Genomic DNA, 14,605 nt, shown 5'->3' on the forward strand with positions numbered 1-14,605 from the left:
GCAGATCGCGCCCGTCCGTGCCGGACGTGCGGCGGTGCGCCCCGCCGCCCGGTGTCCGGCCGCCCGGCTCCGTGCCGCCGGGTCCGGCCGCCGGGCGTCCGGTCGCGCCGCACCCGGCCGCGGGCGCACCGTGCGGCGCCCGCCTCCCGCAATCTACGCGATGCGCCCCCGGCGCCCGTCCGGCATTTCACGCCTCGGACGGGCGCCGGGGGCGCACGGTGGTGCAGGTCAGACGTCCTCGTCGTCCTCGGCGGCGCGGCCGCTGGACAGCGGGTCGAAGGCCGCGTACTCGGCATCGACCTCGTCACGGGCGCGGTTGCGGCGCCGGTCCACGGCGGGACGCTGGGTCTGGAGGCGGTGGTCCTCGCCGCGGCGGCCGAGCATCTCCGCGCCGGCGGCCATGGTGGGCTCCCAGTCGAAGACGACGGCGTTCTCGTCGGGGCCGATGACGACCTCGGCGCCCTCCTTGGCGCCGGCCTTCCACAGCTGCTCCTCGACGCCGAGGCGGGCCAGGCGGTCGGCGAGGTAGCCGACGGCCTCGTCGTTGGCGAAGTCGGTCTGGCGGACCCAGCGCTCGGGCTTGGCGCCGCGCACCCGGAAGAAGCCGTCCTCGACGGTGACGGTGAACCCGGTGTCGTCCACGGCCTTGGGCCGCAGCACGATGCGGGTGGCCTCCTGGACCGGCTTGGCGGCCCGGGCCTCGGCGACGAGGCCGGCCATGGCGAAGGAGAGCTCGCGCAGGCCCTTGCGGGAGGCGGCCGAGACCTCGAAGACGCGCAGGCCGCGGGCCTCCAGGTCGGCGCGGACGATGTCGGCGAGGTCCTGGCCGTCGGGCACGTCGGTCTTGTTGAGGGCGACCAGCCGGGGCCGGTCCTCCAGGCCGCCGTACGCGGCGAGCTCGGCCTCGATGGTCTCCAGGTCGGAGAGCGGGTCGCGGCCGGGCTCCAGGGTGGCGCAGTCCAGGACGTGCACCAGGGCGGAGCAGCGCTCGACGTGGCGCAGGAACTCCAGGCCGAGGCCGCGGCCCTCGCTGGCGCCGGGGATCAGGCCGGGGACGTCGGCGACGGTGTAGACGACCTCGCCGGCGGTGACCACGCCCAGGTTGGGGACCAGGGTGGTGAAGGGGTAGTCGGCGATCTTCGGCTTGGCGGCGGAGAGCACCGAGATCAGCGACGACTTGCCGGCGCTGGGGTAGCCGACGAGGGCCACGTCGGCGACGGTCTTGAGCTCCAGGACGATGTCGAGGACGTCGCCGGGCTCGCCGAGCAGCGCGAAGCCGGGGGCCTTGCGGCGGGCGGAGGCGAGGGCGGCGTTGCCGAGGCCGCCGCGGCCGCCGGCGGCCGCGACGTAGCTGGTGCCGGCGCCGACCAGGTCGGCCAGCACCTCGCCGTGGGCGTCCATCACCACGGTGCCGTCCGGCACGGGCAGGACCAGGTCCTGGCCGTCGGCGCCGGAGCGGTTGCCGCCGGCGCCGGGCCTGCCGTTGGTGGCCTTGCGGTGCGGCGAGTGGTGGTAGTCGAGCAGCGTGGTGACGTCGGGGTCGACCACGAGGACGACGTCGCCGCCGCGGCCGCCGTTGCCGCCGTCGGGGCCGCCCAGCGGCTTGAACTTCTCCCGGTGGACGGAGGCGCAGCCGTGGCCTCCGTTACCCGCGGCGACGTGCAGCTCGACGCGGTCCACGAAGGTGGTCATGGGATGTGCCTCCAGGGATGGGTCATTGCGGGGTGAAACAGAAGGGGTGGACCGGGCATTCCGGTCCACCCCTCGTGATGCTGCTGGTGCTGCGTCAGGCTGTCGCCAGGGTCACTCGGCGACGGCGACGATGTTGACGACGCGGCGGCCGCGGCGGTTGCCGAACTCGACGGCGCCGGCGGTCAGCGCGAACAGCGTGTCGTCGCCGCCGCGGCCGACGTTGGCACCCGGGTGGAAGTGGGTGCCGCGCTGGCGGACGATGATCTCGCCGGCGTTGACGACCTGGCCGCCGAAGCGCTTCACGCCGAGGCGCTGGGCGTTGGAGTCGCGGCCGTTGCGGGTGGAGCTTGCGCCCTTCTTGTGTGCCATGTCTCCCTGCCCCTTACTTCGCGGAGTCGATGCCGGTGACGCGCACGGCCGTGTGCTGCTGGCGGTGGCCCATGCGCTTGCGGTAACCGGTCTTGTTCTTGTACTTCAGGATGGTGATCTTGTCACCCTTGGTGTGGTCGACGACCTCGGCGTGGACCTTGACGCCGCCCAGGACCGACGGGTCGCTGGTCACGGTGTCGCCGTCGACGACCAGAATGGTCGAGAGCTCGACCGAGTCACCGGGCTTGACATCGACACGGTCGATCTCCAGCACGTCGCCGACGGCGACCTTGTGCTGGCGGCCGCCGGCGCGAACGATCGCGTACACGCGGTACCTGCTTTCTGCTACTCGGTCGGAACTCCCGACGCCAGCCTTCCTGGCGAGTACACAGGAGGCCTCCCCCGGGGGGACCCCGGGAGGCGGGTTGCTCGGGAGCATGGCGCAGACACGCCGAAGGCCAAGGATACGGACCGGCCCACCAGGGAGCAAACCGGGCCTCCCCGCGGGTGTCGCGGAGAGGCCCGGTGCCGTCCGGCGCGGCCGCCGGAGGGCCGCTACTCGGCCGCCGGGGCGGTCGCCTCGGCCGGGGCGGAGGACCCGCCCTCCGCCGGGGCAGCGGCCTTCTTGGCGGCCGTGGTCCGCTTGGCGGCGGTCTTGCGGGTGGCGGTGGTCTTCTTGGCCGCCACCGTCTTCTTGGCCGCGGTGGTCTTCTTCGCGGCCGTCTTGCGGGCGGCCCGCTTGCGCGGCGCCTCCGCCTCGGGCTCCGCCTCGGCCGGGGCCTCCGCCTCGGCGGGGGCACCGGAGACCGCAGGGGCCTCGGCGGTGGGGACCTCGGCGGTCGGGACCTCGGCGGCGGGGGCCGGGACGGCCCCGTCCGGCACGGCCTCCGCCGGACGCGCCGGCAGCACCAGCACCGCGGCCTCCGCCTCCACCGGCGGACCGGCGGGCGCGGTGGCCTTGCGGACCGCCCGGCGCCGGGTGCGGCCGCCGGGGGCCGCCGCGGCGGGCAGCTCCACCAGGCTGACGGGCGCCGCCTCCGGCTCCGCCGCGGCCGGCTCGGGCGCGGCCTCCGCGGCGGGGGCCTCGGCCGCCGGCTCGGCGACGGGCTCGGCGACCTGGACCTCGGCGGCGGGCGCCTCGGGGGCCTCCTCCTCCGCCTCCAGCTCCTCCTCGTGCTCGTGCTCGTGCTCGTGGTCGTGGTCGTGCTCGTGGTCGTGGTCGTGCTCGTGGAGCTGCTCGGCGGCGACGCCGCCCTTGCCGCGCCGGCGGCGCTTGCTGCCGGCCGCACCGCCGCCGGAGCCGTTGCCGACGGTGGAGGGCTGGTCCATGTGGACGATGACGCCGCGGCCGTTGCAGTGCACGCACTGCTCCGAGAACGACTCCAGCAGGCCCTGGCCGACCCGCTTGCGGGTCATCTGCACCAGGCCCAGCGAGGTGACCTCGGCGACCTGGTGCTTGGTGCGGTCGCGGCCCAGGCACTCCAGCAGGCGCCGCAGCACCAGGTCGCGGTTGGACTCCAGGACCATGTCGATGAAGTCGATGACGATGATGCCGCCGAGGTCGCGCAGCCGCAGCTGGCGGACGATCTCCTCGGCCGCCTCCAGGTTGTTCCGGGTGACGGTCTCCTCGAGGTTGCCGCCCTGGCCGGTGAACTTCCCGGTGTTGACGTCGACCACGACCATGGCCTCGGTGCGGTCGATCACCAGCGAGCCGCCGCTGGGCAGCCAGACCTTCCGGTCCAGCGCCTTCATCAGCTGCTCGTCGATCCGGTACGTGGCGAAGACGTCCACGTCCGAGGTCCACCGCTGGAGGCGGTCGGCCAGGTCGGGGGCGACGTGGCTGACGTACTCGTGGATGGTGGACCAGGCGTCGCCGCCCTGGACGATGACCTTCGTGAAGTCCTCGTTGAAGATGTCGCGGACCACGCGGACGGTCATGTCCGGCTCGCCGTAGAGCAGCGACGGGGCGTTGCCGGAGGAGGACTTCTTCTGGATCTCCTCCCACTGCGCCTGCAGCCGCTGCACGTCGCGGGTGAGCTCCTCCTCGCTGGCGCCCTCGGCGGCGGTGCGCACGATGACGCCCGCGTCGTCGGGGACGATCCGCTTGAGGATCTGCTTCAGCCGGGTGCGCTCGGTGTCGGGCAGCTTGCGGCTGATGCCGGTCATCGAGCCCTCGGGCACGTACACCAGGTAGCGGCCCGGGAGGGAGACCTGGCTGGTCAGCCGGGCGCCCTTGTGGCCGATCGGGTCCTTGGTGACCTGCACCAGGACCGGCTGGCCGGACTTGAGCACCGACTCGATGCGCCGCGGGCCGCCGTGGCCGAGCGCGCCGAAGTTGACCTCGCCCGCGTACAGCACGGCGTTGCGGCCCTTGCCGATGTCGACGAAGGCGGCCTCCATCGACGGCAGGACGTTCTGGACCCGGCCCAGGTAGACGTTGCCGACGTAGCTGGTGGCCTGCTCCTTGTTGACGTAGTGCTCGACGAGCACACCGTCCTCGAGCACGCCGATCTGGGTGCGCTCGCCGTTCTGCCGGACGACCATCACCCGCTCCACGGACTCGCGGCGGGCCAGGAACTCGGCCTCGGTGATGATCGGCACCCGGCGGCGGCCCAGCTCGCGGCCCTCACGGCGGCGCTGCTTCTTGGCCTCCAGACGCGTGGAGCCCTTGATGGACTGCACCTCGTCCGGGTCGAAGGACGGCTCGTGCGAGGCCTTCTTGCGCGGCTCGCGCACCTTGACCACGGTGCGCTCCGGGGCGTCGGAGCCCACGTCCTCCAGGTCGGCGCCGGTGTCGCCGCCGCGGCGGCGGCGACGGCGGCGACGGCGCGAGGAAGCCAGGCCGGCGGCCAGCTCGTCCTCCTCCTCGTCGTCGCCCTCCGCGGAGGCCTCCTCGCCGGACTCCTCCTCGGACTCGTCGCGGTCCTCGTCGGCGCGGTCCTCGGCGTCCCCGCGACGGCGGCGGCGTCCGCCGCGGCGGCGGCGGCGCGAGGGGCGGCCCTCGTCCTCGCCGTACTCCGCCTCGCGGTCCTCGGGCTCCTCCTCGGCGGGCTCCTCCTCGGCGGGCGGCTCGACGCGGGCCTCGGCGGGCAGCTCGGCGCGGGCCTCCTCGGCGAAGGCGGGACCGGCAGGGGCCGCGGCGCGGCGGCGGCGACGGCGGCGGCCGCCCAGCTCGGACTCCTCGGCGGTCTCCTCCTCCTCGTCCCGGCGGCGGGCCGGGGCGGCGGGGGCGACCGGGGCGACGGGCTCCTGGAAGACCGGGGGCTGGAAGACGGCCGTCGGCGGGCGGACGACGCGGCGGCGCGGCCGCGGGGCGGGCTCGGGCTCCAGCTCGACGGCGGGCTCGGGCTGCGCGGTCTCGGCCTGCGCGGCCTCCTCCTGCTCCTCCTCGGCCTGCGGCTCGGCGGCGGCCGGCTGCGGGGCGGCGGGCGCCTCGGCCTGCGGCTCCGCGGCCGGGGCCTGCTCGGCGGCCGGCTCGGGCGCGGTCTCGGCCTTCTTGCGGGTACGGCGGACGCGCTTCGGCTTCTCCGGAGCAGCCTCCTCCGCCACCGCGGCCCCGGCCTGCGACTCGGCGGCCTGCGGCTCGGCGGCGGCCGGCTGCGGCTCCGCGGCCGGGGCCTGCCCGGCGGCCGGCTGCGGCTCCGCGGCCGGGGCCTGCCCGGCGGCCGGGGCCTCGGGGCCCTGCGGCGGTCCGGCCGGGCGCGACACGGCGCGGCGGCGGCGCCGCGGCGCCGCGGCGGCGCCCTCCTCGGGCGCGGTCGCGCTTCTCACGGCGGCCTCCTCGGAGGCCGCCGACGCGGTGCCGCCGGCGGTGCCGTCCAGCGCCGCGTTCTGCGGCTCGTTGTTCTCGAGCATGCGGGCGTATCTCCCGTCAGGCCCCCGGGCTCCGGGCCGGGCACGGCGGGGCGCCGGTGCCGCCGGGTCGTACGCTCGGCGGTCGCTCGGCGCCGCCGCGCGGGCGCGGGGCCGCACGGGGGCTCGTTGTCTCGCTCGGCGCCCCGCCTGGGCGGGAGGCCGAAAGTCTTCTGGTCTGACCAGTCTTCTCAAAGTGCACGGTCCCCAACCCCGGGTGGCTCCCTGGGGCCGGGACCACTCCCCGCGCCCTGCGGGCTCTGGGCCGCGCGGCGGGGGAGGGTTCCCGCACCCGGTGCGGGTGCGGGGTGGGCCTCCCGCCCCGGTGGCGGGGCAGGAGGGCTGGTCCCTCGTTCGACGACGCTCGCGCACTCGGCTGAGCGGCGGGGCCGGCGCTAGGCGGTCGCGGTGGCGCGCGGCCCGGCGGTCGCGGGTGGGACGGCCGAGGCTGCGGCGCGGTCGGCCGCCAGCGGGTCGGTCACCGTGCCGGACTCCTCGTCGAGCGGCCCCTGCGCCAGCCTGGTCACCTCTGCGGGGACCGGCGGCGCCAGGTCGGCCGTCGCACGGAGACCGGACAGGACGTCGTCAGGTCGTACGGCGGGTGTGGCGTGCCGCACTACCAGCCGCAGTATCGCACAGGCCCGGCCCGGCCGAACATCGGCACCACCCTCGGCACCCCCGCGGGCGCCGTCCCCGGACCGCCCGTCGGACACCTCCAGGGAGGCCACGGCGCCGCGCGTGTCGAAGACGCGGACCCCGTTCTTGGTGAGCCGCTCCACCTCCACGGACTCCGCGGCGAGGAACGCCGCGGCGGCCCTCTCAGCCTCCTCCGGGGAGACGCCGTCCAGCCTGATCCGCCAGACGGAGGCCTGCAGCCGGTCGGCGAGGTTCGGCGTGCGGACCTCGACCGCGTCGACGACGTCCAGGCCGGGCGGGAGCGACGCGTCGAGCTGCGCGCGCAGCCGCTCGGGGTCGCGCTCCTCGGTGAGGGCGATCTCCAGGTACTCGGCCTCGCTGGCGACGCCGGTGGGTGCGGCGTTGGCGTACGAGACCTTCGGGTGGGGGGTGAAGCCCGCCGAGTAGGCCATGGGGACCGCGGAGCGCCGCAGCGCCCGCTCGAAGGCCCGCTGGAAGTCGCGGTGGCTGGTGAACCGGAGGCGTCCGCGCTTGGTGTAGCGCAGCCGGATGCGCTGCACCGCCGGAGCGGGGGGCGGGCCTTCGGGCATGCGGCGTGCCAGTGTCGTTCAGTCCCTCGTGAGTGGCCGTGTCCGGCCCTCGCGGACCGGAACCCTTGCACCACCAAGGGTACGCGGCGGGACGGCCCTGCCGCGGCCCCGGGCGGCCGACAGGGCGTCCGGGGCCGCCGGGCGCGCCCCGCCGGGCGGCCGGAGGGCCCGGCCCCGCCGTGCGGGGCCGGGCCCTCCGAGGGGGTCGCCGGGGGTCAGCCCTGGTTGACCACGGTCAGCGGCAGGAGCTTCTTCCCGGTCGGGCCGATCTGGATCTCGGTCTGCATCTGGGGGCACACGCCGCAGTCGAAGCACGGGGTCCAGCGGCAGTCGTCGACCTCGACCTCCTCCAGCGCGTCCTGCCAGTCCTCCCAGAGCCAGTCCTTGTCCAGGCCGGAGTCCAGGTGGTCCCAGGGCAGGACCTCCTCGTAGGAGCGCTCGCGGGTGGTGTACCAGTCGACGTCGACGCCGGAGCCCGCCAGGGCCTTGTCGGCGCAGTCCATCCAGCGGTCGTACGAGAAGTGCTCGCGCCAGCCGTCGAAGCGGCCGCCGTCCTCGTAGACGGCGCGGATGACGGCGCCGATGCGGCGGTCGCCGCGCGAGAGCAGGCCCTCGACGATGCCGGGCTTGCCGTCGTGGTAGCGGAAGCCGATGTTCTTGCCGTACTTGCGGTCGCTGCGGATGGCGTCGCGCAGCTTGGCGAGCCGCGCGTCGGTCTCCTCGACGCCGAGCTGCGGCGCCCACTGGAAGGGCGTGTGCGGCTTGGGCACGAAGCCGCCGATGGAGACGGTGCAGCGGATGTCGTTCTGCCCGGTGACCTCGCGGCCCTTGGCGATGACGTTCTTCGCCATCTCGGCGATCTGCAGGACGTCCTCGTCGGTCTCGGTGGGCAGGCCGCACATGAAGTACAGCTTCACCTGGCGCCAGCCGTTGCCGTAGGCGGTGGCGACGGTGCGGATGAGGTCCTCCTCCGACACCATCTTGTTGATCACCTTGCGGATGCGCTCGCTGCCGCCCTCGGGGGCGAAGGTGAGGCCCGACCGGCGGCCGTTGCGGGTGAGCTCGTTGGCCAGGTCGATGTTGAAGGCGTCGACGCGGGTCGAGGGCAGCGACAGGCCGACCTTGTCCTCGGTGTACCGGTCGGCGAGGCCCTTGGCGATGTCGCCGATCTCGGTGTGGTCGGCGGAGGAGAGCGACAGCAGGCCGACCTCCTCGAAGCCGGTGGCCTTGAGGCCCTTCTCGACCATCTCGCCGATGCCGGTGATGCTCCGCTCCCGCACGGGGCGCGTGATCATGCCGGCCTGGCAGAAGCGGCAGCCGCGGGTGCAGCCGCGGAAGATCTCCACCGACATCCGCTCGTGGACCGTCTCGGCGAGCGGCACCAGCGGCTGCTTGGGGTAGGGCCACTCGTCGAGGTCCATGACGGTGTGCTTGGAGACCCGCCACGGCACGCCGGGTGTGTTGGGCACGACGCGGCCGATGCGGCCGTCCGGCAGGTACTCGACGTCGTAGAACCTCGGCACGTACACGCCGCCGGTGCGCGCGAGGCGCAGCAGCAGCTCGTCGCGGCCGCCGGGGCGCCCCTCGGCCTTCCAGGCGCGGACGATCTCCGTGATGTCGAGGACGGCCTGCTCGCCGTCGCCGACGACGGCGCAGTCCAGGAAGTCGGCGATCGGCTCGGGGTTGAAGGCGGCGTGGCCGCCGGCGACCACGATCGGGTCGTCGACCGTGCGGTCCTTGGCCTCCAGCGGGATGCCCGCGAGTTCGAGGGCGGCGAGCATGTTGGTGTAGCCGAGCTCGGTGGAGAAGCTCAGGCCGAAGACGTCGAACGCCTTCACCGGCCGGTGGGCGTCCACGGTGAACTGCGGCACGCCGTGCTCGCGCATCAGCGCTTCCAGGTCGGGCCAGACGCTGTAGGTGCGCTCGGCGAGCACGCCCTCGCGCTCGTTGAGCACCTCGTACAGGATCATGACGCCCTGGTTGGGCAGGCCGACCTCGTAGGCGTCGGGGTACATCAGGGCCCAGCGCACGTCACAGGCGTCCCAGTCCTTGACGGTCGAGTTGAGCTCGCCGCCGACGTACTGGATCGGCTTCTGGACGTGCGGGAGGAGGGCCTCCAGGCGCGGGAAGACCGACTCGACAGGCATCAGGCACAGGTCTTTCGTGACGTGGGCGGGGTGACCCCCAAGGGTAACGCGGCCGCGGACCCCGCCGTGCCGTGAGCGGGCGGCGCCCGGGGGCGTCCCGAGTCCGGGGAGGCCCGGCGGGACGGCGCGGCCGGGCGGCGCTCAGCGGGAGAGGCGGCGGCGCAGGCCCGGCCGGGAGGCGCGCCGCCAGGCGCGGGGCAGCCGCCGCTCGGCGGCGTCGGCGGCGTCCTGCTCGGCCTGGTGGAGGACGCCCCAGGTGAAGGAGGGCTCGCCGGCGGCGTCGGCCGCCGCGGCCAGCTCCCGCAGGACGGTCCGGGCCACCACCGCGTCCTGGTGCTCGCCCAGGAGCTCCTGGAGCTCCTTCATCCTGTCCCGGAACCGCTTCGCGGGCCTCCCCAGCACCGGCTGGGCGGCCTCGGCGGCGTAGCGGGCGCGCTTGGCCGCCTTGCGCGCCTCGTGGAGCAGCCGGTCGCGGCCGGGGCCGGGCGGCGCGTCGAGCGCGGGCCCGACCCGCTTCGCCAGCCGCCGCCAGTCATGGCGCAGCGCGGCGGGCAGCACCCGGGCGGCGGGGCGGCCGGCGTCGGGGCCGGTCGGCGGGTCGGCGAGCAGGGCCTCCAGCGCGTCGTACAGGGCGGCGCAGCGGGGGCTGTCGAGGGCGGCGAGGACGCGGGGCCGGGTGTCGGCGGCGCGGCGTACCGACCAGAGCTCCAGCCGGGCCGGTACGGGGCCGACGACCAGCGGTGCGGGGAGGGCGGCGACGCGGCCGTGGAGGCGGGCGTCGAGGACCTCGCGGTCGCGGTCGGCGCCGAGTTCGGCGCCGAGCCACCGCAGCTCGTCGGCGAGGGGGCCGGTGGCGGCGGGGTCCAGGACGCCGGGGAAGGTCTTCAGGGCGCTGCGCAGCCGCCGGGCCGCGATCCGCATGCGGTGGACGGAGTCGGGCAGGTCGCGGCGGACGGCGGCGTCCAGGGCGGTGAGCCGCTCGGTGTGCCCGGCGAGGTGGGCGAGGACGGCGTCGGCGGCGGTGGTGCGGCCCGTGCGGAGCGGCGGGGGCGCCGGGGCGGCGGGGAGGTCGGGGCCGAGGGCGCGGGCGAGCTTGGAGGCGGCGGCGCTGCGGCGGAGCCCGGCGGCGGCGAGGCGCTGCTCGACGGCGTCGAGGAGGGCGGTGCCGCCGTCACCCAGGGGTCCGAGCTCGACCTCGACCTCGGACCACTGGGTGACGGCGGCCTCGGGGGCGTCGGCGGTGAGGCGGTGGGCGGCGACCCGGTCGCGGGCGACCTCCGCGAGGGTGCGGCCCTCGGCGTCCAGCAGCAGGTGCAGGTGGCGGACGGTCACCAGGCGGGCCGCCGGCCGCAGGGGGCGGTCCCCGGTGCGGGCCCGCACCAGGGCGGCGAGCTCGGGCGGCACCTCGGGCGGCACCTCGGGCGGGGCGTCCGGCGGGACGGCGTCGCCCGCCGCGAGCGGCAGGCGGACCTCCTCCCGGGTGTCGCGGTTGCCCTGCACGTGGGGGGCGAGGGGGAGTTTGAGGTGCCAGCCGGGGTCGGCGCCGCCGGTGCGGCGGCGCAGGGTGGTGCCGTGCGCGGCGAGGCGCAGGTCCGGGGTGTCGTAGTACAGGGCGTCCAGGGTGGCGGTGCCGCCGTCGGCGACCCGGGCGACGCCGGGGACGCCGTCCAGCGGGGGCAGCGCGGGCCCGGCGCCGCGCGCCTCGTACTTCCGCTCCGTCTCCCGCACCGTCTCCGTCATACCGGACGCCTGCCCCGCCGGGGGCGGGGCAGGCGTCCGGAGGGCCGCCGATGCGGGTCAGACCGAGACGGGCCGCTGCATCCGGACCGACTGGAGGAGGCCGACCCCCGTCCAGACGGCGAACATCGACGACCCGCCGTAGCTGACGAACGGCAGCGGCAGGCCGGCCACCGGCATGATGCCGAGGGTCATGCCGATGTTCTCGAAGGCCTGGAAGGCGAACCAGGCGACGACGCCGGCCGCGACCACGGTCCCGTACAGGTCGGTGGCCTGGCGGGCGATGCGGCAGGCCCGCCACATGATCACACCGAGCAGCAGCAGGATCAGCCCCGCGCCGAGGAAGCCGAGCTCCTCCCCCGCCACGGTGAAGATGAAGTCGGTCTGCTGCTCCGGCACGAACTGGCCGGTGGTCTGGGTCCCGTGGAAGAGGCCCTTGCCGACGAGGCCGCCGGAGCCGATGGCGATCCTGGCCTGGTTGGTGTTGTAGCCGACGCCGGCCGGGTCGAGGGCCGGGTTGGCGAAGGCGGCGAAGCGGTCGATCTGGTACTGGCTGAGGAGCTTGAAGCGCCAGACCGCGAGCGCGCCCGCGACCCCGGCCGAGATCAGGCCCAGCACCCAACGGTTGGGGGCGCCGGAGGCGAGCAGCACGCCGAGCACGATGACCACCATCACCATGACCGAGCCCAGGTCGGGCATCAGCATGATGATCCCCATGGGCACGGCGGCCAGCGCCAGGGCCTGCAGGACGGTGCGGTGGTCCGGGGTCTCGCGCTCGCCGGCGTCGACGCGGGCGGAGAGCAGCACCGCCATGCCGAGCACGATGGCGACCTTGGCGAACTCCGACGGCTGGATGGAGAAGCCGCCGCCCAGCACGATCCAGTTGCGGTTGCCGTTGATGGTGGCGCCGAGCGGCGTCAGCACCGAGAGCAGCACCAGCAGCGAGAAGACGTAGAGGAACGGCACGGCGGTCCGCAGCCGGCGGTGCCCTATGCCGATGACGACGGCGAAGAGCACGAGGCCGATGAGGGTGTTCGCCAGGTGGCGCAGCAGGAAGTACTGCGGGTCGCCGTGGTTGAGGTCGGTGCGGTTGCGGGTGGCCGACCAGACCAGCAGCGAGCTGCCGACGGAGAGGCCGAGGGCGCACAGCAGCAGCACCCAGTCCATGCGGCGCAGCGGCGAGTCGCGGTCCAGGAGCCGCTGGAGGGAGCTGCGCCGCGGGGCGAGCCGCACGGTGCGGTAGGAGGAGGACAGGCTGCTCATGCGGGCCTCCGGTGGAGCCGGCGGGGGTCGGCCCACGGGTCGTGGCGGACCGGGGGCAGGGCGGCGGCCTGCCCGGCCGGCAGGCCGGTGCCGGCCGGGGGGGCCACGGGGGCGGTGAGGGCGGCCTGCACGACGGCGCCCGGATCGGCGGCGGGGCCGGGGGCCCCGGTGCCCGCGGCGGGGTCGGGGGAGCCGGCGGAGTCCGTCCTCACGACGGCGCTGCCGTCGGGGTTGAACCTCGGCAGCGAGGACTGCGGCTTGGGCAGCAGGGCCAGCTTCGGGTCGACCTTGCCGTCCTTGACGCCGTACAGGCCCTCGTAGATCTTGCGGATGGCGTCACCCGAGCCGCCGGAGCCGGTGCCGCCCTGGGAGATCGTCATGACGACGGCGTAGTCCTTGCTGTAGGTGTCCAGCCAGGAGGTGGTCTGCTTGCCGGCGACCTCGGCGGTGCCGGTCTTCGCGTGCAGCTGGATCTTGTCCTGCGGCCAGCCCGCGCTGGTGAACTTCCAGGCGGCGGTGCCCTCGGTGACGACGCCGGCGGTGGCCTGGTTGATGTACTGCAGGGTCCGCCGGTCGTCGGGCAGGCGGCCGTCGACGACGGGCTTGATGTCGCGGACCAGCTTGCCGTCGGGCCCGACGACGGCCTTGGCGACGGCCGGCCGGTAGAGGGTGCCGCCGTTGGCGAGCGCGGAGTAGATGCGGGCCATCTGGATGGGGGTGACGAGGGTGTCGCCCTGCCCGATGGAGTAGTTGACCGAGTCACCGGCGCGCATGACGTAGCCGTCGATGCAGTTCTCCTTGGCGATCTGGGTCGCCAGGTCGGTCTTGGGGCTGTCCTTCAGGGCGCACCAGGCGTCGTGGTTGGCGTCGTAGTAGTCCTGCTTCCACTTGCGGTCCGGGACGCGGCCCGGGACCTCGCTGGGCAGGTCGATGCCGGTCCGGGCGCCGAGGCCGAACTGGTGGGCGGTCCGGTAGAACCAGTCGGCGGGCTTCTTCTTCGGCTTGGTGCCGCCGTCCTTGAGCCACTGGTCGTAGGCGAGGCCGTAGAAGACGGTGTCGCAGGAGACCTCCAGCGCCTTCTCCAGGGAGATGGGGCCGAAGCTCTCGCCCTCGAAGTTCTTGAACACGCGGCCGCCGATGGTCATCGCGGGCGAGCACAGGTAGCGCCCGTCGAGGGAGTACCCGGCCTGCACGGCGGCGGAGGTGGAGACGACCTTGAAGGTCGAGCCGGGCGCCGACAGGCCCTGGATGGCGCGGTTGAGCAGCGGGTAGTTGGACTTCTTCTCGGTCAGCGCCTTGTAGTCCTTCGCCGAGATGCCGCCGACCCACAGGTTGGGGTCGTAGTTGGGGGCGCTGGCCATGGCGACGACGCGGCCGGTGTGGACGTCCATGACGATCGCGGCGCCCGAGTCGGCCTTGTAGTAGCTGTGGGTGTTGGTGTCGTAGACCTTGCGGGCGGCCGCCATGGCGTCCAGCAGCTGCTTCTCCACCAGGGCCTGGACCCGGGCGTCGATGCTGGTCACCAGGTTGTTGCCGGAGACGGCCGGGGTGGTGCCGGCGCTGCCGATGACGCGGCCGAGGTTGTCGACCTCCAGCCGGTTGACGCCGCTGGTGCCGCGCAGGTCGTCGTCGTAGACGGACTCCAGGCCGGCCCGGCCGATCTGGTCGGCGGGCTGGTACTTCTCACGGCCGGTCCTGTGCTCGGTCCGCTTGACCTCCTCGTCGGTGACCGGCGAGAGGTAGCCGAGGACCTGGGCGGCGTTGGCGCCGGACGGGGCCGGGTACTGGCGCAGCGCGGTGGGCTGGGCGGTGACCCCGGGGAAGTCCTCGCGGCGTTCCATTATCTGCATGGCCTGCTGCGTGGTGGCGTCCGTGGTCACCGGGATGGGCTGGTACGGGGAGCCGTTCCAGCAGGGCTGCGGGGTGGTGGCGTTGCAGAGCCGCACCTTGTCGTGGACGTCCTTCTCGGACATGCCGAGCACTCCGGCGAGCCGGGTGAGCACGCCCTTGCCGCCGTCCTTCTGCTGGAGCAGCGAGGTGCGGCTGACGGAGACGACGAGCTTGGTGGTGTTGCCCGCCAGCACCCGGCCGGAGGCGTCGAGGATCTCGCCGCGCACGGCGGGCTCCACGACCTCGCGGATGTGGTTCTGCGAGGCGGCGGCCGTGTACTCCTGGCCGTTGCGGATCTGCAGGTACCACAGGCGGCCGCCGAGGGTGGCCAGCAGGGACAGCACGAGGACCTGGAGCACCACCAGACGGATCGTCACCCGCCGGGTGCGGCCGGTCTCCGGGATGTTGGTCACGCGGGCGCTCCTGTCC

Annotated in this window: 9 protein-coding genes; all 9 read right to left on the reverse strand. The window is 74.8% G+C overall.

The window, feature by feature from the left end; genetic code table 11:
* Positions 1 to 228: 228 nt before the first annotated feature.
* Positions 229 to 1,692, reverse strand: coding sequence for a GTPase ObgE (gene obgE, locus LO771_RS10005; RefSeq protein ID WP_230649993.1), 1,464 nt, complete (start codon positions 1,690 to 1,692; stop codon positions 229 to 231).
* A 111-nt stretch (positions 1,693 to 1,803) separates the two neighbouring features.
* Positions 1,804 to 2,061, reverse strand: coding sequence for a 50S ribosomal protein L27 (rpmA, locus tag LO771_RS10010; RefSeq protein WP_230649996.1), 258 nt, complete (start codon positions 2,059 to 2,061; stop codon positions 1,804 to 1,806).
* Positions 2,062 to 2,074: 13 nt separating this feature from the next.
* Positions 2,075 to 2,389, reverse strand: a complete 315-nt coding sequence (rplU, locus tag LO771_RS10015) for a 50S ribosomal protein L21 (protein ID WP_230649998.1) — start codon at positions 2,387 to 2,389, stop codon at positions 2,075 to 2,077.
* Between the two features lie 227 nt (positions 2,390 to 2,616).
* Entirely contained in the window at positions 2,617 to 5,916 is a 3,300-nt protein-coding gene (locus LO771_RS10020) for an Rne/Rng family ribonuclease (protein ID WP_255744033.1), read from the reverse strand.
* 392 nt (positions 5,917 to 6,308) lie between these two features.
* Complete coding sequence (locus LO771_RS10025) at positions 6,309 to 7,109, reverse strand: TIGR03936 family radical SAM-associated protein (protein WP_230650259.1); 801 nt, start codon at positions 7,107 to 7,109, stop codon at positions 6,309 to 6,311.
* 245 nt (positions 7,110 to 7,354) lie between these two features.
* Positions 7,355 to 9,286, reverse strand: a complete 1,932-nt coding sequence (locus tag LO771_RS10030; protein ID WP_230650002.1) for a TIGR03960 family B12-binding radical SAM protein — start codon at positions 9,284 to 9,286, stop codon at positions 7,355 to 7,357.
* A gap of 141 nt (positions 9,287 to 9,427) precedes the next feature.
* A complete protein-coding gene (locus LO771_RS10035) occupies positions 9,428 to 11,026 on the reverse strand; it encodes a CYTH and CHAD domain-containing protein (protein ID WP_230650005.1) in 1,599 nt (532 codons plus the stop codon).
* 57 nt (positions 11,027 to 11,083) lie between these two features.
* Positions 11,084 to 12,286 carry a rod shape-determining protein RodA gene (gene rodA / locus LO771_RS10040; RefSeq protein WP_230650009.1) on the reverse strand — a complete coding sequence of 401 codons (1,203 nt, stop codon included), beginning with the start codon at positions 12,284 to 12,286 and terminating at the stop codon, positions 11,084 to 11,086.
* Positions 12,283 to 14,589: a penicillin-binding protein 2 gene (gene mrdA, locus LO771_RS10045; protein WP_230650012.1), complete on the reverse strand. Its 2,307-nt coding sequence runs from the start codon at positions 14,587 to 14,589 to the stop codon at positions 12,283 to 12,285. Before mrdA ends, rodA begins: the two co-directional genes overlap by 4 nt.
* Positions 14,590 to 14,605 lie beyond the last annotated feature (16 nt).

It is taken from the genome of Streptacidiphilus sp. ASG 303 (genome assembly GCF_020991365.1).
Lineage (GTDB): Bacteria > Actinomycetota > Actinomycetes > Streptomycetales > Streptomycetaceae > Peterkaempfera.